This window comes from Pseudomonas sp. O230 (assembly GCF_045447035.1).
Taxonomy (GTDB): Bacteria; Pseudomonadota; Gammaproteobacteria; order Pseudomonadales; family Pseudomonadaceae; genus Aquipseudomonas.
The window spans coordinates 51,378-75,031 of record NZ_JBJGXN010000003.1; the positions used below are offsets into that span (position 1 = coordinate 51,378).

The 23,654-nt window shown below is 59.3% G+C and carries 21 protein-coding genes; 10 read left to right on the forward strand and 11 right to left on the reverse strand.

What is annotated here, in order from left to right:
• Positions 1–4 precede the first annotated feature (4 nt).
• On the reverse strand, positions 5–361 hold the full coding sequence (locus tag ACI77H_RS06590; RefSeq protein ID WP_407011075.1) for a DUF6124 family protein: 357 nt from the start codon (positions 359–361) through the stop codon (positions 5–7).
• A gap of 522 nt (positions 362–883) precedes the next feature.
• On the opposite strand from ACI77H_RS06590, the gene ACI77H_RS06595 reads away from it, so the two are divergent.
• Positions 884–1,057, forward strand: coding sequence for an antitoxin (locus ACI77H_RS06595; protein WP_407011076.1), 174 nt, complete (start codon positions 884–886; stop codon positions 1,055–1,057).
• Here the strand turns inward: ACI77H_RS06595 and ACI77H_RS06600 are convergent.
• A complete protein-coding gene (locus ACI77H_RS06600) occupies positions 1,054–1,599 on the reverse strand; it encodes a hypothetical protein (protein ID WP_150633791.1) in 546 nt (181 codons plus the stop codon). The genes ACI77H_RS06595 and ACI77H_RS06600 overlap by 4 nt on opposite strands.
• A 67-nt stretch (positions 1,600–1,666) precedes the next feature.
• Positions 1,667–2,035, reverse strand: a complete 369-nt coding sequence (locus tag ACI77H_RS06605) for a hypothetical protein (RefSeq protein ID WP_407011078.1) — start codon at positions 2,033–2,035, stop codon at positions 1,667–1,669.
• Positions 2,036–2,077: 42 nt separating this feature from the next.
• Here ACI77H_RS06605 and ACI77H_RS06610 point away from each other — a divergent pair, with 42 nt between their 5' ends.
• From ACI77H_RS06610 to ACI77H_RS06635, 6 genes are all read left to right on the forward strand, one after another.
• Positions 2,078–2,968, forward strand: a complete 891-nt coding sequence (locus ACI77H_RS06610; RefSeq protein WP_407011080.1) for a helix-turn-helix transcriptional regulator — start codon at positions 2,078–2,080, stop codon at positions 2,966–2,968.
• The gene (locus ACI77H_RS06615) at positions 2,869–3,231 is read left to right on the forward strand and encodes a WYL domain-containing protein (protein ID WP_407011082.1); all 363 of its coding nucleotides are present in this window, start codon (positions 2,869–2,871) and stop codon (positions 3,229–3,231) included. The genes ACI77H_RS06610 and ACI77H_RS06615 overlap by 100 nt, the downstream gene beginning before the upstream one ends.
• 415 nt (positions 3,232–3,646) lie before the next feature.
• On the forward strand, positions 3,647–4,003 hold the full coding sequence (locus tag ACI77H_RS06620; protein ID WP_407011550.1) for a VOC family protein: 357 nt from the start codon (positions 3,647–3,649) through the stop codon (positions 4,001–4,003).
• Positions 4,004–4,106: 103 nt separating this feature from the next.
• Positions 4,107–4,496: a DUF6966 domain-containing protein gene (locus tag ACI77H_RS06625; RefSeq protein WP_407011083.1), complete on the forward strand. Its 390-nt coding sequence runs from the start codon at positions 4,107–4,109 to the stop codon at positions 4,494–4,496.
• A gap of 554 nt (positions 4,497–5,050) precedes the next feature.
• On the forward strand, positions 5,051–5,566 hold the full coding sequence (locus ACI77H_RS06630) for a hypothetical protein (protein WP_407011084.1): 516 nt from the start codon (positions 5,051–5,053) through the stop codon (positions 5,564–5,566).
• 282 nt (positions 5,567–5,848) lie between these two features.
• Positions 5,849–6,769 (forward strand): hypothetical protein, encoded by a 921-nt coding sequence (locus tag ACI77H_RS06635; RefSeq protein ID WP_407011085.1) that lies wholly within the window; start codon positions 5,849–5,851, stop codon positions 6,767–6,769.
• A 129-nt stretch (positions 6,770–6,898) separates the two neighbouring features.
• Here ACI77H_RS06635 and ACI77H_RS06640 read toward each other — a convergent pair whose 3' ends face one another.
• The 5 genes from ACI77H_RS06640 to pvdM all read right to left on the reverse strand — a co-directional run bounded on the left by ACI77H_RS06640 (position 6,899) and on the right by pvdM (position 14,799).
• Positions 6,899–9,316, reverse strand: coding sequence for a TonB-dependent siderophore receptor (locus ACI77H_RS06640; RefSeq protein ID WP_407011086.1), 2,418 nt, complete (start codon positions 9,314–9,316; stop codon positions 6,899–6,901).
• A 123-nt stretch (positions 9,317–9,439) separates the two neighbouring features.
• Positions 9,440–11,101: a cyclic peptide export ABC transporter gene (locus ACI77H_RS06645; protein ID WP_407011087.1), complete on the reverse strand. Its 1,662-nt coding sequence runs from the start codon at positions 11,099–11,101 to the stop codon at positions 9,440–9,442.
• A gap of 103 nt (positions 11,102–11,204) precedes the next feature.
• On the reverse strand, positions 11,205–12,110 hold the full coding sequence (locus ACI77H_RS06650) for a formylglycine-generating enzyme family protein (protein ID WP_407011088.1): 906 nt from the start codon (positions 12,108–12,110) through the stop codon (positions 11,205–11,207).
• Positions 12,111–12,139: 29 nt separating this feature from the next.
• Positions 12,140–13,420 (reverse strand): aminotransferase class V-fold PLP-dependent enzyme, encoded by a 1,281-nt coding sequence (locus tag ACI77H_RS06655; RefSeq protein ID WP_407011089.1) that lies wholly within the window; start codon positions 13,418–13,420, stop codon positions 12,140–12,142.
• A 29-nt stretch (positions 13,421–13,449) separates the two neighbouring features.
• Positions 13,450–14,799, reverse strand: coding sequence for a pyoverdine-tailoring dipeptidase-like protein PvdM (gene pvdM, locus ACI77H_RS06660; RefSeq protein ID WP_407011091.1), 1,350 nt, complete (start codon positions 14,797–14,799; stop codon positions 13,450–13,452).
• A 251-nt stretch (positions 14,800–15,050) separates the two neighbouring features.
• Here pvdM and ACI77H_RS06665 point away from each other — a divergent pair, with 251 nt between their 5' ends.
• Positions 15,051–16,679, forward strand: coding sequence for a PvdJ/PvdD/PvdP-like protein (locus tag ACI77H_RS06665; RefSeq protein ID WP_407011092.1), 1,629 nt, complete (start codon positions 15,051–15,053; stop codon positions 16,677–16,679).
• A gap of 137 nt (positions 16,680–16,816) precedes the next feature.
• On the opposite strand, the gene ACI77H_RS06670 is transcribed toward ACI77H_RS06665, so the two are convergent.
• From ACI77H_RS06670 to ACI77H_RS06680, 3 genes are read right to left on the reverse strand one after another with little or no spacing between them, the layout of a single operon-like run.
• Positions 16,817–18,211, reverse strand: coding sequence for an efflux transporter outer membrane subunit (locus tag ACI77H_RS06670; protein ID WP_407011093.1), 1,395 nt, complete (start codon positions 18,209–18,211; stop codon positions 16,817–16,819).
• A gap of 7 nt (positions 18,212–18,218) precedes the next feature.
• Positions 18,219–20,192 (reverse strand): MacB family efflux pump subunit, encoded by a 1,974-nt coding sequence (locus ACI77H_RS06675; RefSeq protein WP_407011094.1) that lies wholly within the window; start codon positions 20,190–20,192, stop codon positions 18,219–18,221.
• Complete coding sequence (locus ACI77H_RS06680) at positions 20,193–21,365, reverse strand: efflux RND transporter periplasmic adaptor subunit (RefSeq protein ID WP_407011095.1); 1,173 nt, start codon at positions 21,363–21,365, stop codon at positions 20,193–20,195.
• Positions 21,366–21,690: 325 nt separating this feature from the next.
• Between ACI77H_RS06680 and ACI77H_RS06685 the strand changes: the two genes are divergently transcribed.
• Positions 21,691–22,170, forward strand: a complete 480-nt coding sequence (locus ACI77H_RS06685) for a sigma-70 family RNA polymerase sigma factor (RefSeq protein ID WP_407011096.1) — start codon at positions 21,691–21,693, stop codon at positions 22,168–22,170.
• A 144-nt stretch (positions 22,171–22,314) separates the two neighbouring features.
• Positions 22,315–23,652 carry a lysine N(6)-hydroxylase/L-ornithine N(5)-oxygenase family protein gene (locus ACI77H_RS06690; protein WP_008032337.1) on the forward strand — a complete coding sequence of 446 codons (1,338 nt, stop codon included), beginning with the start codon at positions 22,315–22,317 and terminating at the stop codon, positions 23,650–23,652.
• Positions 23,653–23,654: the final 2 nt, after the last annotated feature.

The following is a 23,654-nucleotide window of genomic DNA, read 5'->3' on the forward strand; positions in this document are numbered from 1 at the left end:
CGGACTAATGCACGCCCTCTATCGGATACAGATGGTCCAACGCCCGATTCACTGCCAACTCCGCGAGCATGATCACCTGCGAAATACCCAGCAGCGAATTGCGCGACGATCCCGTCATATGATCAGCCAGATCGTTTGTCATCACATCGGCGGAGGCCAGCGACTCACAGGCATAACCGAGCAGGGTTTCGATATCGAGGTCCGGGTTGACGATGAACATCGTACTCAAGGTGCGAGGCGTCGCCATGATGTCAGCGGCTGAGTGCGGTTGGAATTCCGGGGTGGGGTCGGTGGGGGAATCGATATTTTCGTTGGGGGATGCCGGTTCGGTTTCCGGCGGGTTGGGTGTGACCTTGGGCATAGATGGAACTCCTAACGCGAAAAGTAAAGGAGCCATCACCCTCGCTACCAAACGAAGGGTGGCGGCCATACGCGGGTTGGTAGACCGGTCGCATTAGGACCCCGGCGCTCCCGAAGGAGCCCTGCGCATGGCCACCATAAATCAGAGCCCTGAGAAAGCGGCTGTATAGGTGACTCAATGCGCCTAAACGAAGCGGGCTACCAAACCCGACCACTGATTTGCAGTGGCAGGGAAACGATAGAGACCGTGCTCAAGACGCACAAGCCGGCGGATTCTGGCGTACCTGTAGGCAACGACGCAAGGTGATGTAGCTTTCATGAAGTAACTTGTAGGCCGCTTAAACAAGCTACGCAAAACCGCTTTAGTAAGCGGCTGTGCGGTTGCTACGCGCGAGCTCAAATCGAGTCAATATTGGGGAAATTTCCGACGTGTTTTTAGGCTTAGCGGTCGGAAGTTCAGTGTGTAGCGTGGTGGCTCCCCTGGCCGCAGATCGGGGGAGCTTTCATCTCACGGGAGCAGGCCATGAACGCCGAATTTTCCCCCATCGTTTCAGCGTTCGAAAACGAAGATCAAGCCGTCAGCTATGACCGCTGGCTCCGTGCCAAGGTGCAAGCTTCGCTCAATGATCCACGTTTGAACGTCTCGCACGAATGGGTAATGGCTGAGAGGCGAGCGCTGATCGAATCAAAACGCTAGTCGCGCATCTGCCAGAGTATTAAATCCACTTTCTTGAGATCGGTAAGCTTGCCGTGCTCGGGTATCAGGTCGTTAAATTGGTTGATCCAATTGATACCCTTGTCGGACGTCAAAAAAATCTTGTACCAGTTTTCGATATCCGCGTAGCGGAGTTTCGCGTCACGAATCTTGGTGAGAGAAGCGTAGGATGGAGCCTTCTGGCCGATATTTTTAAGGACGTGCTGGTCCCATACAGGCTTGTCATCACATAACGTCGCGACCAGTTTGCTGGAAAAAGACGGTTCGTAGCGTCCAGTTACTTCGTACACACGGTCTAGAACGTCACCAAAGGTGGGCTTCGAACCTTTCAACTCCTCCATGAGGTTGTAATAGGTGGAATACCAGGTTGCCTGCCGACGCTGTACTCGATAGAACCCGTTATAGGCTCGCTGAAACTCTGCGTCAGTCGAGACATTCACCTTCCCCACTTGATCCATCAGCGCCAAGTATTTCTTGATGCCTGGTTTGGCGTTGTTAATGGCAGACGTCACATCTGTAACCATGGAATCTACTTCCTTTCAGTGGGTAGCGAGTGCTGAGGTTGGCTTACATTTGCCCAGTCGCAGGCGGTTACTCGTTATTGTTTTTGCGTGATCGCGCCTTCGCGATCATGTCGTCAAGCTCGCTGATCAACTCATCCACATCAATCTCTTTGAATTCTCCACACGACGCCGCGATGATCCGTTCGGCAAATTGTGGGCTGTACTCCAGAGGGGTAAAGCCAGGATCGTTCTTGTCGATGGCGGTGTAAATCCACTGACCGTCGACCTCTTGGCCACACAGGCGTTCTTCTTCCTGTAACCCCAGAATGATCGACTGGAATTCAGCCTCGCTTGGGTGGACCTTCTCCTGCATTACCCGCCGACGCAGTTCAACTGCGTTGATCCCCCCGGTCGCGGCCTGAAACACCAGCGTTTTTAACATCTCGATGTCGCTCATTGATGCCTCCTTCATCCGCCTGCCCCGCGTGAGGGGTTAGACGTGATCAATGTGATTGCCTTGCCAACGAGGAGCATCATGAAATCAAATAGGGTCACTTCCTGTCCCTATCGAAAAAAAATGATAAATCGTGCTCACCGCCGTGATTACTTGCGGCAAATCCTTCTTGCAGCCGGCAAATCGGTCAGTACCGCCTACCTTCACGAGCGACTGGTCGGCTGGGTTTCGCGCAATGGTGATGGCAGTGATGTTCATCACGAAAGAACCACCCGCAGGGACTTGAAGGTGCTGAAAGAACTTCGCTACGTCGAATCCGAAGAGGGGGAATATGACAAGAGGGAGTTGTTCTGGAAAGCGGTTGGCCGAAGCCACTCGCTAGTCCTGTCACCTTCAGACGCAATGTCACTCACTGCGATCTTCCAGCACGCCGAACGTTTTGGCCTGCAGTCAGCGACTGAGGAGCTCAAGGGCCTGCGGGACTACGCTGAACTGGCCATGCAGGACGGCTGCGAACGAAAGCTGGATTTCACTAAGCGTATTACCTCCGGAACCCGATTTACGGTACTGCAGCCAGGTAAGCACAACCCCGAACATCTCAAACGTTTGCAGACAGCAATCATGAAGGACACTCCCTTGGAGGTTGGGTACCTTCCTCGCGATGCCGACGGCGTTGAGTGCATCTACCAACTCAAGCCGCTGGGGTTGTCCCACCAAGACTCCAACATTTATCTCTCCGCCTATGTCGTCGAAGAGAAGTGGCTAGGTAAAGAGCCTGATCCTGAATCGCCGCGTGGTAAATACAGCAGCAATGGGCCAATAAACTTTGCGCGCTCATGCTTCATCGAATCACAAAGGTCGAGCCTGGCAAGCGGAATATCAATGACCCGGAAGGCTACGATGTTCTTTCAGACGAAGCACAGAAAGACCTTGTGAGCGTTTACACCCCCCCGCAACTAACGCGCCTTCGTCTAAGTAACAACCTGTACAACCGGCTTGCTGAAAACCCGCTCGAAAAAGACCAGAAGCTGGAGCCATGCGGGAACAAGTGGTTGCTGACATGCAACACTCGCGACTCTCAAGGGCTGCGACTCTTTCTTATGGCGAACGCTGCGGATATAGAGGTATTGGAGCCCATTGCCATGAGGGATCATATCCGGCAGATGCTCATCGCTGCGGTGAGGACGTACGAAAAATGAGAAGCAGTGTCTAGACGCTAACAGAAGGGATACATCTGCCGTTCACTGCCGGTAATCGTTGACAAGGTGGTGGGTCAAATCCACTGCAAATGGGCGGTCCACTCAATGTAGTTCCCCTGGATTTAGGGGAGGGCTGGAGAAATGGCTCCAGTCAGCGGCAAGTTCAGCAGCGGACGCTCTCACACTACTTCTACACAACTAGCACGCCCTAGCGGCGACCATTGAAGCACTTACAAAGGGGTTCCCAGAGAACGGTGTGGGAAGTGTCGCCGCAGTGATGATCGGAGCAAAGCGGCCAAAAGCTGTCATTCATCAACTCCAGCAGTTCACAGAGGTGGTGATAGCCTCGTGCATGAACACATATATGGCCGAATACCCTAAACTCGCTTCCTCCCAATCAGACAAGGAAGCGTCAATGGGCATTCGAGGAAAAGACCGTCAGATCGACAACATCGAGTTCAATGTCGTCGACATAGCTCGAAGCAAGGCCTTTTACGGGAGCGTATTCGACTGGAGTTTCGTCGACTACGGCCCGACTTATTGTGAGTTCAGCGACGGTCGTATGACTGGTGGATTCACTACAGGAGAACCTGTGCGAACGGGCGGGCCATTGGTCATCCTCTACGCGGAAGATCTGGACCGTACCGAGCTCAGGCTCAAGGCAGCAGGCGCTACGATTAGCCGTGAAGTTTTCTCGTTCCCAGGTGGGCGCCGTTTCCACTTCATCGACCCAGATGGCTATGAGCTAGCCGTATGGTCGGCCTCTCCATGATTTCGAGGCAGAGAAAGCAACGTACAACAGCAGTGCTTGAGAATGGCAGCGATGTGTTCGCCATTACAAACGCGTTCAATCGGGTGTGGAGCTTACTCAGTATATGTTCGCCAAAACGACGACTGTTTCGGATCATCCCGCTCATGCCGCGCTTCACTTTGGACGATGTCTAGAAATGGGACCGAAAACTGAAGAGCTGATCCGCATTCTTGATCAGCTTGCAACCTTGCTTGAAAGCGATGGAGATACCCACTGGCGCTTTTGGATGAGTAAGGCAAGGGCACTATTGCTGGGTTCTGATTACTCTGGGATTGAGTATCTACTGTCAGCCTACGGCGGAATGGGCTCATTAAATGATCTCATTCTTGGTCAAAGCTATAACGATGGCGTCCTTTCCTGGAAGCCAGGTTATGTCGAGCTAAACGAAAAACTCGTTGAATTGCGCAACAAAGCCGAACAGCTTGCTAACGCAATAAAGTGTTCTCAAGCTTGATCAGGCACTTAAAATACGCGCCCGCAGCCACGTATGGGCATTCCCTTCGCGTCAAACCTTAAACGGCAGTAGATGAATCCAACTCTCGACACGGCAGCTAATGGACATCTGGCACTCAGCTTTAACGAGTTGTCAGACTCTTGTTGGCTATCGCTAGCTGAAAACCTGGTCAAACTCCGAGGGTTCAAACGATTGGGTTCACCTGTCATAGGCGTTGATGAAAAAATTCACCAAAATTTCCAATGTGCTGAGTTCAGCCTCGCAGCCGGCTGGGACAATTGGTCTGGGCATTACTTGTTTTCAGACTCAGTGGCGGGCGATGTATTTCTGCAAAAGCTATTCAACCAGCTCCGCGTCTGACACATCCACTCGCAGAATTTGAGTGGGGCGAACACCGCACCGCGGCATCCGATGGGGCCGCAGATATCAAGCGTGGTTCCAGCTACAATTGCGCCCGGGCAATCATCAAGGACGATCACCCCTGAGCAGGATCGCTTATTGCGTCTATCGTCCCGTTGAGTGCCCACCTCACCCTGAAACGGACAAAGACGATCATGAAACCGCTTTTCGCGAGCTCCTTTTTATTGCTGGTCGCCGGTTGCGTGCAGACCCCGCAATATGTGGTTCCCGCCAACGTCCCTCAAGCGCAGATCCGCAGTGAAATGGACGTGACCAACAACCGTCGTAACGGCGCGAGTCTTTCGCAAGCACCGGTTATGGATTGTAAGTTCGGGAGGTCGGTGGCGGTGACACCAGGGGGACAATTGTTCTCGGTCGATAACAAGGCAACCCGCCCTGAAGGTTTTCGTGCCGTCGAAGCGGGCAAACCGCTGCACCTGGTTTTGCAGGGTTGGGCCAGTGGCAATCGACGTTGCACAGTCGATTTCGTCACCGCGTTCGCTCCCGGCGCTCGCTACGTTGTCAAGGGCGGCATCGCCGACGGCCCCGATGAAATCGGCGGCTGCCAACTCAGCATCTTCGATCTGGACTCCGGCGCCCGGGTTCTTCAGGCCAAGCCATCGCAGAAGGCCAACGGTTGTGCTCTTGATGGGTTGTCGTCGACACGTTGATTGTTGACTCTGCAGCCCGGCAGTCGGGGATGGATGAAGGTGACAGGTCTTTCATGCCGGTGGCCTCGGCGCTGATCCAGGCAGCCTATGGACTCTACTTCCTGCGAAGGCTCCCCTCAAAACTTCGGGGGAACGGACAATTTTGAGTAATGGCATTATGATGTTGTTTCGAGTGATGGCTCAGGTAGCCAGTACCTCGCAAACTGCGAAGCCAGTTTTACCCGGCCGACGCTGATTTCCGGCGGCGGCACACTTTTCAACCTCAAGAAGCAAGGACGCTCTATGCGAACTCTGTTTAAGCTTTGGCTCGGCGCGACGATCGTTTCGCTGACCCTCTATCTTCCGTTCTATGTGTTCTCCAACAACGCCATCGACGCTGTCGAAGAGCTGACTCCCATTGACCTGATCCCGTTGACCGGGATGAAGGGCCAAGACCCGGAACAACGGGAGAACATGCTGAAAAGGATGGGCATCGATACGTCCATGGAGCTTGAGGATGCCTTGGACGACAATGATCGTTTGTCCAATGTCGATATCGATTACGTGGACACCGATGAAGCGCGGCAGGTCGAGTTGTCCAGTGGTCTCAAACTCGTGGCGGCAACCGCAGATATCGCTGGTGGCAAGCAACTGAAGATCGTTTTCGGCGTCGTGCCGAAGCGCTTTTTGAAAAGTGTTGCTGGTGTTGCAGGTATCGTTGCTTTCCAGATTACCGATGGCAAGCATTCACTGGGGATCATCAATGGCGTGTCTGATGAACTCTATCTGTGGACGTTGTTCGAACCCTCTGGAAAGGGCGGCGTCGAGTCCGTCGATCGGATGGTGCAACGGTTCGATGCGCATGTCGCCAGAATCGAAGAGGACGAACGTGCCGGTGAACGGGACCGCTCTGCGCAGGCCAATGCCCAACACTCAACTCAGGCAGTAAACACTCAGGCAGATGCGCCGCAGGCTCGCCAAATCGAGAGCCGCACCGTCGCGGGTAATCCGAGCCCTGAACAGGTCGTTATTTTCCAGTGGGAAGGTCAGCCGGCTTACTGTGCGGATGAAGGGGCCGATGGCGCAAATTGCCGTGGCGATGGTTCCGCCTTCATTGGGCAGGGGTCTCACAAGGACTATATGGATTCCGGCAGTGCGCTCTGTATTGCGGGTGAGCCGGATTGCAAGCTTCCACAGTATTTTCCGGAAGATGTTCGAGGATAGCAGGCAACATTCTGGCCAGCAGCGCCCCTGGCGCTGTGTTGGAATCAAGTCGGCTTCTAGTCCAATCCCCAAAAACCAAACCGGGCCGCAAGCGGCCCGGTGGTGTTCAGCAATCAACTCGCTTAACCATCAATAGTTAGCCCGCAACGTCAGGGTCAAGTTACGCGGATCGCCATAGAAGTTGGTACCCCATGACCCATCCACTCGATCGTAGTACTTGCGGTCGAACAGGTTGTTGCCGGTGAGGGTGGTCGACAGGTTCTCGTTGAACTTGTAACCCACCTGTGCCGTGGCAATGCCGTAACCGCTTTGTTCGAAGCGCACATCACGCTGATACCAGGTCTTGCTGACTACGCGCACACCGCCGCCGACGCTGAAGTCTTTGAGCGGGCCGTCGGCGAATTCGTATTTGGTCCACAGGTTGAAGTTGTGTTTCGGTGTGATGGTGCTGAAGGTATTGCCTTCGGTCGCGTCGTCAGATTTCACCAACTTGGTGCTGGTGAAGGCGTAGCCGGTGACGATGCTCCAGTTGTCGGTCAGGTTGCCACTCAACTCGGTTTCCCAGCCCTGGCTGCGTGCCTTGCCTTGTGCCTCGTTTCCACCCGTATCGGCGTTGAACTCCGCACGGTTTTCATCGTAGATGCGGAACATCGCAACGCTGGCGTTCAGGCGGCCGTCGTAGAATTCGCGCTTGAGGCCGATTTCATATTGCTTGCCTTTGCGCGGACCAATGGGCGTTTGGTCACTGCCGAGCTCGCTTTGTGGCTTGAACACACCGGTGTAGCTGGCGTAGGCCGACAGTTCCGGGGTCAGCTTGGCGATGATGGCGCCGTACGGCACGACCTTGCGGTTGATGCTGGTGTGGGCTTCGCCGAAGCTATTGAAGAAGGCGTTGGAGTTCTTCGCGTCGCTTTCGTACCAGCTCACCCGGCTGCCACCGATCACGTCGAGCCAGTCGGTGACGTTGAACTTGGCGCGGGTGTAGAGGCCGTATTGGTCGGATTTGGACCAGTTACCGTTGACCCGCTCATAGTCATTCTTGGGAATATCGATACTGCCCGGGTTGTAGACGTTGATCGGGAAGTACTCGCCGCCACCGTATTCAAAGTCCTTGTCCAGGTGCTGGTACTCGGCGCCTACGGTGAACTCGTGATTGCGATTGGCGAATTCGAACGGCGTGGTCACGAAGCTGTCGACGCCGATGGTCTTGATGTGGGTGTAGTAGTCGTACGCCACGGCCGAGCTGTCACCCGTAGCCGGATCGACCGTACCGTCCGCCCAGGTGAAGTTTCGCTGCGGCGTTTCAGCGTCGCGGTAGGTGACGGTGGTCTTGAACTGACCCCCATTGTCCAGCGCGTGATCGACCTCGGCGAAGGACTCCCAGACTTTCTCGTTCAGGGTGTTCCACTTGGCATCGACGGAGGTCGAGCGCGGCACGTCCAGCAACTTGCCATCGGCAAAGGCCGGCAAACCGAACGCCGGGGTGGAGTGGTTCTGCTGATAGGCGCCACCGACCGACAGGGTGGTGGATGGGTCGAGGTCGAATTCCAGGCGACCGTAGACCATCGGGCGTTCGTTCTGGGCGGAGTCGACGAAGGACTTGTTGTTCTCGTAAGCGGTGATGAAGCGCCCGCGCACGGTGCCCTGATCGTTCAACGGGCCGGTGACGTCAACCATCGAACGGTAGTGGTCATAGGAGCCTGCGCCCAGTTCGCCGCCGAGGGCGAATTTGTTCAGCGCGCGTTTGCGCACCACGTTGATGGTGCCGCCGGGTTCGCCAGCGCCTTGATACAGGCCCGACGGGCCGCGCAACACTTCGACGCGGTCGTACATCGCAAGGTCGAAGCTGGTGCCCAAGTCGCCCTGGCCGGTCGGTTGCGACACGCCGTCAACTTGTACCTGATCGACGAGGAAGCCGCGCATGTAGACGTCGTTCAGGCTGGAACCGGAGTTGTACGTCTTGATGGTGACGCCGGTGACCTGACGCATCGCGTCTTGCAGGCTGTTCATGTTCTGGTCGTCCATGCGCTGGCGCGTGACGACGGACACTGACTGCGGAATGTCCTTGAGCTTGATGTTGCCCTTGCCGATGCTGACTTCATCGGAGGTGTAGGAATGTGTGCCTTCGGTGGTCGGCCCCGGTGCCACGCCGGAAATCGCGGTCGCGCCCAGTTGCAGCGCACTGGAGTTGCCCGCCACCGGAATCAGCGACACGGTGTTGCCAGTCAGTTGAAACGTAATGCCGCTCCCCAGCAGCAACGTGTTCAGTGCCTGTTCCGGCTCCAGATTGCCGGAGACCGCCGTCGATTTGAGGCCGTTGACCATGTCTTGGCTGTACAGAATCTGCAGATCGGTCTGTTGACCCAGTTGCTGCAGCGCGCTGGCCAGCGATTGCGCAGGAACGTTGACGTTAACCGGCGCTGCCTGGACTTCAGACGTGCCCAGCAGCAACAGGGTCAGCAGCGCACCCGGCACGACTGTTCGGAATTTTTTTTGCGGCGCGATTGCCAGTGCCAACGGCGCGCGGGACAGGGTAGGGCTTTGCATTGCTCAAATCGCTCCTAAGGTGTGCAGTTTTTTAGTTAATGATAATTATTATTAGACGCATCACCCCGGCGAAACCGGAAAACAAACTCCGAAAATCGTCGAGGTCGTTGAATTCAAGGGTGCTCAGGCGGTCGCTCGCTCCGTCACCACCCTGCCCGATTCCATGCGCACCAGCTGATCGGCCGTGTCGAAATAGCGATCGTCATGGGAGATGACGATGATGGTTTTGCCCAGACGCTTAAGGTCCGGAAGCAGCTCGGTGTAGAAGATCCGGCGGAAGGTCGGGTCCTGGTCGGCCGCCCATTCGTCAAACACCAGCACCGGGCGTTCTTCCAGCCAGGCATTGACCAGTGCCAGGCGTTTACGCTGGCCGGTGGAGAGGTCGGTGGTGGTGAAACTGCCGTCCTTGACGCTGACCTTGTGGGCGATTTCCAGGCGTTGCAGGTATGTGTTGGCGTCTTCGGGAATGTGCTGATCGCCCTGCACCACGTCATCGAACAGGTAGTAGTCGGCAAAAATCGTGGTGAACAATTGGCGGTAGTCGTCACGGTTCTGCGCATCGATGCCTTCGCCGTTGAGCAGGATTTCGCCTTGTTGCGGCGCATAAAGTCCCAGCAACAATTTGATCAGCGTGGTCTTGCCACAGCCGTTTTCGCCGACGATGAAAATGATGTCGCCCTGTTCGATGGTCAGGTTCACCGGCCCCAGGCAGAAGGCTTCGCTGCCCGGTGCGGCGGGGAAGGCATAGCTGACGTTGTCCAGTTGCAGGCTGTTGACCACGGCCGGTTTTTTGCCGGTGTCGTTGAGCAGCAGGTGCGGCTCGGGCGAGGAGAACTGGCTCGACAGTTCGGCGATGCGGCGGAAGGCAATCCGCGCCCGGCTGACCACCGGCAAGGTGCCGACCAAGTGCTCGATGGGGCCTTTCATGTACAGCAACACCAGGACGAAGCCGCTCATCACCGACTTGTCGGCGCTGGGCCAGAACGATTGCAGGGCCAGCGCGAGGCCGATGACCACGAAGAACAGCATCGACCCCAGCGTCTTGGCGATCACGAAGGTATTGATCGAACGCACCTGGGTGTTGCAGATGAAGTCGGCCGTGCCCTCAATGCCCGAGGTGAACATGCGCTGGCGACGCGGCCGGTGAATGCGCAGTTCCTTGGCGCCGCCGGCGATGGCGTTGTAGTGTTTTTGCAGTTCGTCTTCGGCGTCACGGGCGGCCATGAAGCCTTTGATGCCTTTGCCCTGGGCGTAGAACTGGATGCCGGTGCCGATGGCAATCGCCAACACCATCATCAGGAACATCGGCCACGACAGCAGCGCCAGGTAGCCCATGCAGCCGAGGGTCACGGTCAGGGAAATGGCCAGCGGCGCGAAGGCAAACGCGAAGTCGCTGATGGTGTCGACGTCATGGGTCAGCACCGGGATCAAGCGGTGGCTGCGATAGCGTTCAATCTGTTCGATGGGCGCTGACAGCACCTTTTCTCCCAGCTCTTTGCGCAGCTTGGCAATGATGTGCTGGCCAACGTAGTTGGTGCCGATGTCCGAGCAGATCGAACTCGCCAGCGCCAACAGGCAGAGGCCGCCGAACAATGCGACCACACCTTGGGTCAGGCCACTTTGCGAATGCAGCGCATTGTTGATCGTGGCCAGCAGCACCGTCACGCTCAGACCGCCCACCATGCCCAGAATGATTGACAGGCTGACCACCAGCCGGAACGGTTTCAGGAGGGTGAACAATTCATGAATTGCACCGCGCGTGGGGTGGGTCTTGAGGAGATGCATATGAGGACGGTCCCTTGGGTCGTGAGGCATACCCAGTAGAACGTGTGGTCAGGCGTTTAATTTAGACGGCCGCCGACTGGCGGCGGCCGCAGGGGGAGGGGGCTCAGCCTTTGGACGGCAGCTCGCGCACGACACGGAAACCGATCCAGTCGCCACGGGTTTGCGGGTAGATGTTGTTGCGGTTGCCGGAGCGCGAGAACACCGGCGCTTCGCCCCAGTCATTGCCGCGAATCTGCAGGGCTTCGCAGTTGGCTTCGACCCAGGCGCTGCCGTCGGTGGGGGCGCCGATGTAATCGCTGTGTTCGCAGTCGGCGATCCACTCGTAGACGTTGCCGTGCATGTCGTACATACCGAAGGCGTTCGGCGGGTAGCTGCCGGCCGGGGAGGTGTAGCTATAGCCGTCGGTTGGCCCGTACGTATTGGCATGGGTGGCGATGCTGTACTCGGTGCCCTCATCGAACGGGAACGGGAACGGTCCGGTTGATCCGGCACGGGCGGCGTATTCGCGCTGAGCCTCGCTGACGATGTGGTAGTGCTGGCCGGTCTTGAGCGACAGCCACGCGACATACGCGCTGACCTCGGCAAAGTTCATGCACACCGCCGGCTGGCGCGGGCCCTGTGGATAACGCGGTTTGCTGTTGATGCACTCGCGGCCGGGGCGGGTGTCGCCATCGGGAAGGGTGATCCCGGTTTCTTTCAGGTAGTGGTCCCATTCATCGGAGGTGATCTGGTACCGGCTCATGGCGAATGGCTTGGCGAACGTCACTTCGTGCATCGGGCCTTCATCGGGTTCGCGACCGACTTCACCTTCCGGCGTGCCCATGGTGAAGGTGCCGGCGGGCAGCACCACCATTTCCGGGCAGTGGCGGCAATCCTTGAACACCTTGCCTGGCAGCGGCGCAGTGGAGGCCTGGGCGGCGCCGGGCAACGCGGCGCCGAGCAACGCCAGCAGGGTCAGCGCCCGCCATTGTGGGCGCGACGATCCGAGTCTGTGCAGGATGTTTTTCATGAGCATTCTCGCTAAAGGAAATCAGTGTTTCAGAGCTTGCTGGCCAACAGCGCCATGACGCGGTCGATGTGCGCCTCGGTGTTGAGCAGGCCCGGGGACAGGCGAATGATCGGCCCGACATCGCGGTCGACGGCATCACAGACCACGCGCTGGTCCATCAGGAAATTGGCCACTTCCTCGCAGTCCCGGTTCTTGATGCGGAAGAAGGTGAAACCGGCGGAATATTCGGGCGACAGCGGCGTGACGAGCTCCACCGACGGATGCGCCTGCAATTTTTTTTTCAGGTAACTGTTGATCTCGTGAATGCGCGCCTGCACCTCGGCCTTGCCCAGTTCCAGATGCAACTTGAACGCTTCGGTCAGCGCCCAGCGGTGTTCAAACGAGTGATAGCCGCCGTAGGTCATGACGGTTGAAAACGTGGTCGCTTCGGAGAACGTCGGGATGGTCGGCGTGATGTTTTTCATCTCCTCGGAGCGCGCGCAAATGATCCCGGTGCCCCGTGGGCCGAACATCCATTTGTGGGTGCCGGCGATGAAGTAGTCGCAATGCATGTCCGGGAAATCGAGGTTTTCCACGCCGAAACCGTGGACGCCATCGACCACATACAGGATGCGATCCTTTTCCTCGCGGTCGCGGTTTTTCTCGGCGACCAGTTTGCCGATCTCGCCGATGGGCAGCTTCACACCGCTGCCGGAATGCACCCAGGTCATGCCCAGCACGCGGGTCTCGGGGCGGATGTTGCGGGCAATCGAAGCCAGTATTTCGTCGGTCGAAACCTTGTACGGGTCTTCGAACAATTTGATTTTGCGAACCTGGGTGCCGTCCTTTTGCGTGCGGAATTCGAACACGCTGTTGGCCGCGTAGTGTTCATGCTCGCTGGTGAGGATTTCCTGATCTGGACGCACATGGATACCGGCATAAATCATTGCCAGGCCCTCGGTGGTGCTGCCGGTCAGGGCGATTTGCGACGGTTTGGCGTTCAGGTAACGGCCGGCCCACACGCGGACTTCTTCTTCGCGGCGTTCGGTTTCGCCACGATGCCAGTCCATCGCCAGACCGGGGTTGCGGTCGAGGTTGGCGCGGTGCATCTCGATCGCCTCGCGCACCGGCCGTGGGTGCGAGGTCACCAGAAAATTGGCGAAATGCAGGTAGTCGGGGTCCTGATTGAACAACTGGCGAAACTGCGCCCATTTGTCTTTGGGCAGCGGCGCCGGCGTGGCGGCGAGCGCGGGCAGGTTGACCGCAGAACTCAGGGGGATGCCGGCCGCAACAATACCGGCCTGCTTGAGGAATGTACGACGGTTGGTCATGAATGCGGTTCGCTTGGCAAAGGTGAATGTCAGTGTTTGGCGACGGGTCTGGAGGACTTCTGCACCTGATCCCAGACCCGCAGGAAGTTGCCGCCCCAGAGCTTGGCAATGTCGGCTTCGCTGTAGCCGCGACTGATCAGTTCGGCGGTCACGTTGCGCGCCTCGCTCACGTCTTTCCAGCCGTTGAGGCCGCCACCGTCGTTGAAGTCGGAGCTGATGCCGACGTGATCGATGCCGATTTTTTTCACCGCATAATCGATGGCGTCGCCGTAATCCTTGAGGGTGGCCTTGGGTTCTTCATCGACGATGCCGTAGAGCTGACTGGCGTATTCGCCGAAGCGCTGTTCCGACCACACGGTGATCACCGGGTCGCCCGGCATCAGCGCCATCTCCAGGCCTTGCAGCGGTTGCAGGTCGAAACGCGCACGCAGGGCGTTGAGTTTGTCCTGGGTGGCCTGGCTCAACGGCTTGATGTAGGTCGGGAAACCGACGATCTGCACCACGCCGCCGCTGTTCTTGATCAACTGCATTTCGCTGTCGCTGAGGTTGCGCGGGATGTCCACCAGCGCGCGGGGCGCCGAGTGCGAGGCGACCATCGGCGCGCGGCTCAATTGACTGACTTGCTCCAGCGCTTTGCTCGACATTTGCGACACGTCGATGATCACGCCGAGGTCGTTCAGGCGATGCACCGCTTGCTTGCCCAGCTCCGACAGGCCATCCAATGCATCGCGGGAATCATTGAAAAACGGCAGCGGCCGGGACGAGTCGGCCCAGGCGTTGTTGCCCACGTAACTGAAGCCAAACATGCGCATTCCGCGCGCGGCCCACTTGTCCAGGGCGTTGACGTCGTTGCCCAGCGGGTAGGCGTTGAGCATGCTGATGAACACAGCGAACTTGCCCTCGCCATGCAGGCGCCGGAAATCGTCCGGGGTGTAGGCAATGGCGACCTGATTGGGGAAGTCGCGCACCAGGGTGCTGATGATTTTGTAGCGGGTTTCCTGTTCGTGACGGGCTTCGTCGATGAACCCGGCGGTCGGGCGGTGCGGGGCGTTGTCGCCGTTCCAGATTTCCGGCCAGCCGAAAATGGTCAGCGCCGCGCCGGACAGGCGACCGCGTGCCGCCTTGACCAGGTCGAACTGGCCGCTGCCGTCCTTGTCGGCCTCGTTTTCGGCGGTGCCGAAATCCATCGGGACGGTGATGTGGCTGTCGAACGAGAGGAGGCGCTCTTGCAGTTCATCGGCCTGTTTCATCACCGCGACCGGGTAGCCGGGGTTGTCGTTGAGCCAATACTCCCAAGCCGCAAACCCGGCCGCGCCGGCGATGGCCAGCGCCAGGGGCAGGCCAATGAAAAGAGCCTTTTTCGAACGAGGTTTTGTCATTGCCATCTCAGTCAGGTTCGCCGTCGAGGGTGCAGGCGCGGGGGCCTTTGCTATCTGGGAAGAACGAGTGGCTGGTCAGGAAATTTAGTGAGGTTGATGGCCTTTTCGCGAGCAAGCCCGCTCCCACAGGTGATCTTCAGCGTTCACTCAATCGGTGTGTGCGGGCTTGCTCGCGAAGCTTTTAAATTTGTCGTCGTAATAAACGTTCTAGCTTGGATAAAGCCTGCTCCATGGCTGACCCAGGTAGGGCAATGACGATTTCTCGACGATGGTTCCTGGCGGGTCTGGCACTGACCGGCGCGGCCCTGCCTGCGGCGTATTACGGGCATCGCCAACTGACAAAAGCGGACCCGAGCATTACCCCAGGCGAAGCGTCATTTGACGTCGCGGATGCGGCCGGGCAGCGGTTGGCCAACACCTTGCAGGGCGTCTGGGACATTCGCTTCGAGGGTCGTGACGCCGGGCTCGACGGCTTGCCTCGCGAGGGGCTGCAACTGCTGCTCGATATCGGTCACAAGGGCCGTGGGCTCAACGGTTTTCTCGATACCTTCGAGGCGCTGCGTGGCGGGCCGCCGCCGCGCTATCGGGTGCTCGGTGATCTGGCCGGCAACGACACCACCGAGCTGAGCTGGCGCTTGATCGATTGCCGCTCCCCGACCGGGACGCCGGATTACGAGTTCACCTTCACGCTGGACGAGGTCTGGGCCGCATTCGGCAATGCTGGCAGCGGCACCTTGAGTGGGCGCGTGCTGCGTCTGGATCGTCCGTTGGCCTTGACCGCTCAGGACCACCGTTTCGTCGCGGTCAAACAAGTGTTCCCTGAAGCGCGCGAGCGTGCGGGCCTGGGCCCAGCGTTGCTGGCGTGGCTGATTTCGCCCGAGCACCGCTTGTTCCATCAGCTCTGGCACGCTTCGCGAGACAAATGGCACACCTTGTCCGAAGACAAGCGCAACGCCTTGCGTGGTATCGGCTGGCAGCCGGGGCGGCGGGACAAGGAGCGCGATGCGCGCGGGCCGCGCAAGGACCGCAATGGCTCGGGCATCGACTTTTTCTTTATGCACCGGCACATGCTCGGCATCGCGCGCTCCCTGCAAGACTTGCCGTCCTGGCAGCAATTTCCGCTGCCGCAACCGGAGCTGGTGCGTGATCGCCAGGGCTTTGCCCGTTACTTCGACAACCACGACGGTACCGCGCTGCCGCCGGCCTGGCGCGCCGATGACGATGACGAATATTCGCAGTGGGTGGCCGATCTCAAGACGGCCGAGACTTACCACAGTAATTTTCAGGTCTGGGAATCGCGCTACCGTGACCCGCGCTACTTGTCGAAACTGACCCTGGGGCAGTTCGGTTTCGAGGTCGAACTGGGCCTGCATGACTGGCTGCACATGCGCTGGGCATCGGTGCCCCGCGATCCATCCAACGGTCAGCCCGTGCCGTTCGCCCGCGACACCGCAGACTTTTCCGCCCGTTGGTTCGCGGCGGAAAACGACTTTCTTGGCGACCCGTTTTCATCCCATGTGAACCCGGTGTTCTGGCATTTCCACGGCTGGATCGACGACCGGCTCGAAGACTGGTTCCGTGCGCACGAGCGCTTTCATCCGGGGGAAGTCAGTCGGCTGGAGGTCAATGACGTGCCTTGGTTTGCGCCCGGGCGCTGGGTCGAGATCGACGATCCGTGGCTGGGCCCGAGCACCCATGGCTGCAACACCACGCCGGGGTTGCAGGCGGGCAAATCGGTGGAAATGGACCCGGAAACCATGAAGCTGGCGCTGCGGATTACCTTTGGCGAAGACGAGAAGAAATTGGCAGATCTGTTTAGAAAGGTGCCGCAACGGCCGTGGTATGCGCGGAATCTGAAGGCCAAGCCGATGACCCGTTAAGCCAGAGATACCGCGTTATCGTTCAATCGCGGGCAAGCCCACTCCCACAGGTTACCTGTCGTGTCCCGATCCTGCGGCACACCTAAATCCTGTGGGAGCGGGCTTGCCCGCGATGACGGACTCAGAAACGCTGCAAATCACAGCACCTGCCACCCACCCCCAAGCGCCTTGTACAACGCAATGCTCGCCTGCAACCTCGACAACCGCAGCTGCACATTCAGATCTTGCGCGGCGTACAGCGTGCGCTGCGTTTCCAGCACCGTCAGCAAATCCTCGGCCCCAGCCTGATAGCGGCTTTGCGCAATATCGAAAGCCGTTTGCGCCTGAGTCAATTCTTCAGTCTGCCATTGGCGCTGGGCGTCCAGTCCGCGAATACCGGTCAGGGCTTTTTCCACGTCGGCAAAGCCGTTGATGATCGCGCCACGGTAGGTTTCCAGCAGCTCTTGCTGGCGCGCCGTGGCTTTGTCGCGTTCGGCGCTCAGGCGTCCGTTGTTGAATATCGGCGCGACCAATCCGGCGGTGAGGTTGTAGAACGGGCTGCGCAGCACATCGCTGAAGGTGTCGGCGCCAGAACCGAGCTGGGCGCTCAATGTCACGGTGGGCAGCATTTTCGCCCGGGCCACGGTCACGTCGGCGCGTGCCGCCGCCAACTGCGCTTCAGCGCGAGCGATGTCCGGGCGGCGGTTGAGCAAGTCGCTGGGCACGCCCACGCCGATGACCGGCCAACTGAGCTCATCGAAGCGCTGATCGTCGAGCTTGAATGCTTGAACGGGGCGGCCGAGGAGGGCGGCGAGGGTGATCCGCGCTTCGTCGGCTTGTTGCTGCACCAGCGGCAGTTGCCGTTGTTGCGCGGCCACCAGGCTCTTTTGCTGCGCCAATTCCAGGGCGGTGGCCGAGCCTGCGTCGAAGCGGGTTTGTACCAGGTTCAAAACCTTTTGCGCGTTCGCCAGATTGAGCTGCGCGATGCGCTGTTGTTCCTGCAATGACAACGCTTGCGCATAGGTGCTGGCTACTGCGCTGAGCAGCGTCAACTCGACCGTGTTGCGATCGAACTCACTGGCCCGCAAGCCCCATTGCGCGCTGTCGCGGGAGGCGCGCAGGCCACCCCAGAAATCGATTTCATAACTGGCGCTGAGGCTGGCGTCGAAGTAGTCCACCGCCTTGTTGCTGTCGTCGGCGTCCAGTTGGCTGTAGCCGTTGCCGCGCATCAGCTTCTGGCGATTGGCGTTCACCGCTGACTTCACTTCCGGCAACAGCGAACCACCAGCAATCACGGTCGACGCCTGGGCCTGACGAACGCGCGCCAGTGCGGCCGCGAGGTCATAACTGCCGACACGGGCCTGTTCAATCAATTGATCGAGCTGTGGGCTGCCAAAGTGCGTCCACCACTGGGCGTTGCGCAACACGGCGGTTTCACTGTGCGCCGAATGCCAGGTGGGCGGCGGCTGCAGGCCACTGTCCGGACGCGGGTCCGGGCTGGCGCACGCGCTGAGCAACACGCAGAGGGTCAACAGGCTGAGTGGCGCTTTCATAGATCGATCATTCACTGGTAAGGGCCGTGACCGGGTCGAGCCGGGCAGCTTTGCGAGCCGGCATGAAGCCGAAGACAACACCGGTGACCAGGGCGCAGCCGAAGGCGCCGAGTACCGCTATCAAAGAGAACGCCACGGCCACTTCGCTGAGAATCAGCACGCCGCCGACGATCAGCGCCAGGGCAATGCCGGCGAGGCCGCCGACCACCGAGAGCATCACCGCTTCGGTGAGAAACTGCCGGAGGATGTCGCGCTGGCGGGCGCCGGTGGCCATGCGGATGCCGATCTCGCGGGTGCGTTCGCGCACGGTCATGAGCATGATGTTCATCACGCCAATCCCGCCCACCAATAGCGAAATCGCGGCGATCGAACCGAGCATCAGCGACAGGGTGTTTTGCGTGCGCGCTTCGGCCTGAATCATCGCCGCGTTGTTGGTCAGTTCGAAATCCTTTTTGCCGTCGTGCAGGCGCAACATCAACTGCTCGATGGCGGTTTCCGTCTCTTTGACCTTGCGCGCATCAGCCGCCGCGATGGCCACGTATTCGGGGTTGTGGGTGCCGAACAGCCGCACACTCGCGGCGGAATACGGGATGGCGATGCGGTCGTCGCTGTCGGTATCGCCGGAGCTGGCGCCTTTTTCCGCGAGCACGCCGACCACCTGGAACGGCACATTTTCGATCAGGATGTACTGGCCGATCGGGTTGGCCACGTCCTTGAGCAATTTGGTCCGCACCTTGTGGCCGATCACCGCGACGGCCGCCGCGTTGCGCTCATCTTCCTGGGTGAAATAGCTGCCTTCGACCACTGGCCAATTGAAGATTGCCGGGAAGTTTGTGTCGTTGCCGCCAACGTAGCTCAAGTGATCGAGGTTGCCGAAACGCACCCCGGCTTCCTGGCCGTTGACCGGCATGATGCGCGTCACCTGCGGCAAGCTGCCGACGGCTGCGACGTCATCGAGGGTGATGATGCCCAGCGGCGTTCGCGGGTTCGGGGCCGAGCCGCTGAGGTAAATGATGTTCGAGCCGAACGCGCCCATCTGCGCCATGACCTGACGCTTGCTGCCTTCACCGACGGCCAGCATCACCACCACCGATGCGACGCCGATGATGATCCCGAGCAGCGTCAGGGCGGTGCGAAACCTGTTGATCCACATCACCCGCCACGCGGCGTGCACCGCGTCCACCAGTTCGCCTTTCCAGGCGCCGGTGGCTTCAGCGCCTTCGCTCAGGCGCTTGCGCAAGTCGACGGCTTGCAGCGCGCCGGGGTTGGCCGAGCTTTGTACGTCGGGGTTGTTGTGGGCGCTGTCGCTGATGATCAGCCCGTCGCGGATTTCGATGATGCGTTTGGCCCTGGCCGCGACTTCGCGGTCGTGGGTGATGAGAATCACCACATGGCCCTGGCTCGCCAGTTCATCCAGCAGCGTCATGACCTCGGCGCCACTGTGGCTGTCGAGGGCGCCGGTGGGTTCGTCGGCGAGAATGATGTGGCCGCCGTTCATCAAGGCGCGAGCGATGGACACCCGTTGTTGCTGGCCGCCGGAGAGTTGGTGCGGGCGGTTGCCGGTGCGCGAGGCCAGGCCGAGGCGGTCGAGCAGGGCGGCGGCGCGGGCGTGGCGTTCGGCAGCCGGGGTGCCTGCGTAGATCGCCGGCATCTCGACGTTTTCCTGGGCCGAGCCGGACGGAATCAAGTGATAGCCCTGGAACACAAAACCAAAGGCTTCGCGACGCAGCCAGGCCAGTTCATCACTGTCGAGCCCGGCGACGTTTTCCCCGGCGAAGCGGTATTCGCCCGAGGTCGGGCGGTCGAGGCAGCCGAGGATGTTCATCAGCGTCGACTTGCCGGAACCGGACGCGCCGACAATCGCCACAAATTCCCCGGCATGGATCGACAGGTCGATGCCCCGCAACACGTGAACCTGCGGTGAATCACCGCCGCCGTAGGATTTGCGAATGTCCTGCAGGTCGATCAGGGGCGTCAGCATTTAGCCGCCACTCCCGTCGACCGGGCCGATCAACAGGTGATCGCCTTCTTGCAAGCCGTCGAGGATCTGCACCCGCAGGCGATCGCTGATGCCGGTGCGCACCTCACGTTGCTCGATACGACCGTTTTTGGCGACGACCTGGGCGCTCTGAATGTTCGGTTGCGTACCGCCTTGCAGCGCGGCGATGGGGGCGGTGAGCACGTCTTTCGCCTGAGCGGACACGAAGAACACCTGGGTGGTCATTTCCGCCATCAGTGCGTTATCGGCGTTGTCGACGTCGAGCAGCACGGTGTACAGCACCACGCGGGCGCTGCCGCTTTTGCTCGAACTGGCGGGGCTGCCGCTGCCCTGACTGGTCTGATCCAAGGGCTTGGGCGGCACCGGCAGAATCTGCCGCACGGTGCTGCTCCAGCGCCGCTTGCCGCCGCTGAGGGTGGTGAACCACGCCGTCATGCCGGGTTTGACGTGGCCGATGTCGGCTTCCGAGACTTCGGCCCAGACCGTCATCGGCGACAACTTGGCGATGCGTAGAATCAGCGGCGTTTGCTGTTGCGCATTCAGGGTCTGGCCGACCCGGGCATCCAGTGCGACCACGGTGCCGGACATCGGCGCGTAGATTCGCGTGTAGCCGAGCTCGGCCTGATCGCTGCGCAGGTTGGCCTGGGCCTGGCGGATCTGCGCCTGGAACATGTCGATACGCGCCTGGGTGGCGCGCAGCTCGGCCTGGGCGGTTTGCACGTCTTCTTCGCGGGTGGCGCCGCCGGCCTTGAGGTTCTGCTGGCGCTGGTACTTTTGCCGGGCCAGTGCGTGCTGTGCCCTTTGTTCCTCGAGTTGCGCCTTGAGGTTTTCGATGGAGAAGCGTCCGGCGTCGAGTTTGGCCTGTTGCGTGGACGGGTCGATTTCCACCAGCAACTGGCCTTCCTTGATCACGTCACCGACTTCCACGTGGATGTTCTGGATCTGCCCGGACGCCTGTGCACCGACGTCGACGTAGCGTCGAGGTTGCAAGGTGCCGAGGGCGGTGACGCTGCTTTCGATGTCGCCACGGCTGACTTGCACAGTGGCGAATTTGTCTCGGCCGGGCGGGATGACCTGCCAGGCAGCCACGGCGATAACGGGGATCAGACAAAGGGCTACAAGCAGGGCGCGTCGGGTCTGTCGGGGACGTTTCATGCAGGGTTCCGGCCAATGGAAATCGGCCCGCCGTTCAGCCTGCGCACGAAATCCGGCAACAGTTGAACGCTGTCGGGAAGCCGACAGAGACGGGGAGCTGTCCTTTATACGAGGAACGCGGCGGGGAATTTAGGCGCGGACATATAGGGTTACACCTGTAGTTCAAGACTATTTACCGGGCAAGGTGAAGCAATACTTTAAATCTATATGAGAATTACTATAAATTACGCAGCTCGAACTGCCACTATCGTGCCACTGCCCATTTTCGGCGGTCGTCGACGTGGCTCAAGGATAGAAACCGCATCCCTGCGGCCGGGAGTCATGGTTGGAAAACTACTATCGCGAGCTGGTGTGTTTCCTCAACGCCAAGCTGGGCAACCGTCAGGTGGCTGAAGATGTGGTGCATGACGCTTATGTGCGGGTTCTGGAACGTTCCAGCGACACGCCGATCGAGCAGCCCCGGGCATTCCTTTATCGCACTGCGCTCAATCTGGTGATCGACGACCATCGGCGCAATGCCTTGCGTCAGGTCGAGTCGCTGGAAGTGCTCGATAGCGAAGAGCGCTACTTCACCCCTTCGCCCCACAGCAGCCTCGACCACGGCCAACGCCTGGAGATGCTTCAGCGTGCCCTGGCGGAATTGCCACGGCTGTGCCGCGAGAGTTTCCTGCTGCGCAAGATCGATGGCCTGTCGCACCCGGAAATCGCCGAACGCCTGGGAATTTCACGGGCGCTGGTGGAGAAGCACATCGTCAATGCGATGAAGCATTGCCGCGTGCGGATGCGCCAGTGGGATGCCCACTGATCTTCTTCGGAAGGTAACAACATTAAATTTTTTTTCATTGTCCTCGTTCCCTATCAACAGACGACCTGCTGTCCTGCTCAAGGCTGGTCAGGTCACTTAGGCTTACTCCCCACTGTTGAGGGGTTCATCCAGAGGACACTGGAAATGACACAGGCAATTGCATCGCCCATCGTTCACGACCTGATCGGCGTCGGCTTCGGCCCTTCGAACCTGGCGTTGGCCATCGCACTGCAAGAGCGCGGGCCGAGCCAGGGCGAGCTGGATGTACTGTTTCTCGACAAGCAGGCGGATTATCGCTGGCACGGCAACACCCTGGTGACCCAGAGCGAATTGCAGATTTCCTTCCTCAAGGACCTGGTGACCCTGCGCAACCCGACCAGCCCGTATTCCTTCGTCAACTACCTCAAGCACCACGGTCGTCTGGTGGATTTCATCAACCTCGGCACGTTCTATCCATGCCGCATGGAATACAACGACTACCTGTGCTGGGTCGCCGGGCAATTTGCCGAACAGAGCCGCTACGGCGAAGAAGTGCTGACCATCGAACCGGTGCTGCACAACCAGCAGGTCGAAGCGTTGCGCGTGATCTCCCGCGATACCCAGGGCCAACAACACGTGCGTACCGCTCGTTCGGTGGTCGTCAGTGCTGGCGGAACACCGCGCATACCCGAAGCGTTCAAGGCGTTGAAGGATGACGGGCGCGTGTTCCATCACTCGCAGTACCTGGCACAAATGGCCAAGCAGCCGTGCGTGAACAATCAACCGATGAGCATCGCGATCATCGGCGGCGGGCAGAGCGCGGCGGAAGCCTTCATCGATTTGAACGACAGCTTCCCGTCGGTGCAGGTCGACATGATCCTGCGCGGCTCGGCGCTGAAACCGGCGGATGACAGCCCGTTCGTCAACGAAGTGTTCTCGCCGGAGTTCACCGACCTGGTGTTCCAGCAGGCGAGCAGCGAGCGCGAGCGCCTGGTCAACGAGTACCACAACACCAACTATTCGGTGGTGGACATCGACCTGATCGAACGCATCTACGGCATCTTCTATCGCCAGAAAGTCTCGGGCATCGCCCGTCATGCCTTCCGCACCCTGACCACTATCGAAAAAGCCACCGCCACCGAACGCGGCATCGAACTGGCCGTGCGCAACAACGCCACCGGCGAAGTCACGGTTCGGCATTACGACGCTGTGGTATTGGCCACCGGTTACGAGCGCCAGATGCACCGCAAACTGCTGGCGCCGCTGGAGCAATACCTGGGTGATTTCGAGGTGGACCGCAATTACAAACTGATCACCGATGAACGCTGCAAGGCCGGCATCTACATGCAGGGCTTCTGCCAGGCGAGCCACGGGTTGAGCGACACGCTGTTGTCGATCCTGCCGATTCGCGCGGATGAGATTGCCGGGTCGTTGTATGAGCATGGCAAACACCGTGGGCATGGTCGTTCGGTGGTGGACCTGCTGCTAGCGACAGCCAGTTAAGA

Bases quoted from the DNA above. Each gene is read 5' to 3' on its own strand.
- ACI77H_RS06650 (WP_407011088.1), bottom strand. From the start codon at position 12,110: ATGAAAAACATCCTGCACAGACTCGGATCGTCGCGCCCACAATGGCGG.
- ACI77H_RS06670 (WP_407011093.1), bottom strand. From the start codon at position 18,211: ATGAAAGCGCCACTCAGCCTGTTGACCCTCTGCGTGTTGCTCAGCGCG.
- ACI77H_RS06680 (WP_407011095.1), bottom strand. From the start codon at position 21,365: ATGAAACGTCCCCGACAGACCCGACGCGCCCTGCTTGTAGCCCTTTGT.
- ACI77H_RS06630 (WP_407011084.1), top strand. From the start codon at position 5,051: ATGAAACCGCTTTTCGCGAGCTCCTTTTTATTGCTGGTCGCCGGTTGC.
- ACI77H_RS06655 (WP_407011089.1), bottom strand. From the start codon at position 13,420: ATGACCAACCGTCGTACATTCCTCAAGCAGGCCGGTATTGTTGCGGCC.
- ACI77H_RS06590 (WP_407011075.1), bottom strand. From the start codon at position 361: ATGCCCAAGGTCACACCCAACCCGCCGGAAACCGAACCGGCATCCCCC.
- ACI77H_RS06675 (WP_407011094.1), bottom strand. From the start codon at position 20,192: ATGCTGACGCCCCTGATCGACCTGCAGGACATTCGCAAATCCTACGGC.
- ACI77H_RS06600 (WP_150633791.1), bottom strand. From the start codon at position 1,599: ATGGTTACAGATGTGACGTCTGCCATTAACAACGCCAAACCAGGCATC.
- ACI77H_RS06625 (WP_407011083.1), top strand. From the start codon at position 4,107: ATGTTCGCCAAAACGACGACTGTTTCGGATCATCCCGCTCATGCCGCG.
- ACI77H_RS06635 (WP_407011085.1), top strand. From the start codon at position 5,849: ATGCGAACTCTGTTTAAGCTTTGGCTCGGCGCGACGATCGTTTCGCTG.
- ACI77H_RS06615 (WP_407011082.1), top strand. From the start codon at position 2,869: ATGCTTCATCGAATCACAAAGGTCGAGCCTGGCAAGCGGAATATCAAT.
- ACI77H_RS06645 (WP_407011087.1), bottom strand. From the start codon at position 11,101: ATGCATCTCCTCAAGACCCACCCCACGCGCGGTGCAATTCATGAATTG.
- pvdM (WP_407011091.1), bottom strand. From the start codon at position 14,799: ATGACAAAACCTCGTTCGAAAAAGGCTCTTTTCATTGGCCTGCCCCTG.
- ACI77H_RS06605 (WP_407011078.1), bottom strand. From the start codon at position 2,035: ATGAGCGACATCGAGATGTTAAAAACGCTGGTGTTTCAGGCCGCGACC.
- ACI77H_RS06640 (WP_407011086.1), bottom strand. From the start codon at position 9,316: ATGCAAAGCCCTACCCTGTCCCGCGCGCCGTTGGCACTGGCAATCGCG.
- ACI77H_RS06595 (WP_407011076.1), top strand. From the start codon at position 884: ATGAACGCCGAATTTTCCCCCATCGTTTCAGCGTTCGAAAACGAAGAT.
- ACI77H_RS06690 (WP_008032337.1), top strand. From the start codon at position 22,315: ATGACACAGGCAATTGCATCGCCCATCGTTCACGACCTGATCGGCGTC.
- ACI77H_RS06665 (WP_407011092.1), top strand. From the start codon at position 15,051: ATGACGATTTCTCGACGATGGTTCCTGGCGGGTCTGGCACTGACCGGC.
- ACI77H_RS06620 (WP_407011550.1), top strand. From the start codon at position 3,647: ATGGGCATTCGAGGAAAAGACCGTCAGATCGACAACATCGAGTTCAAT.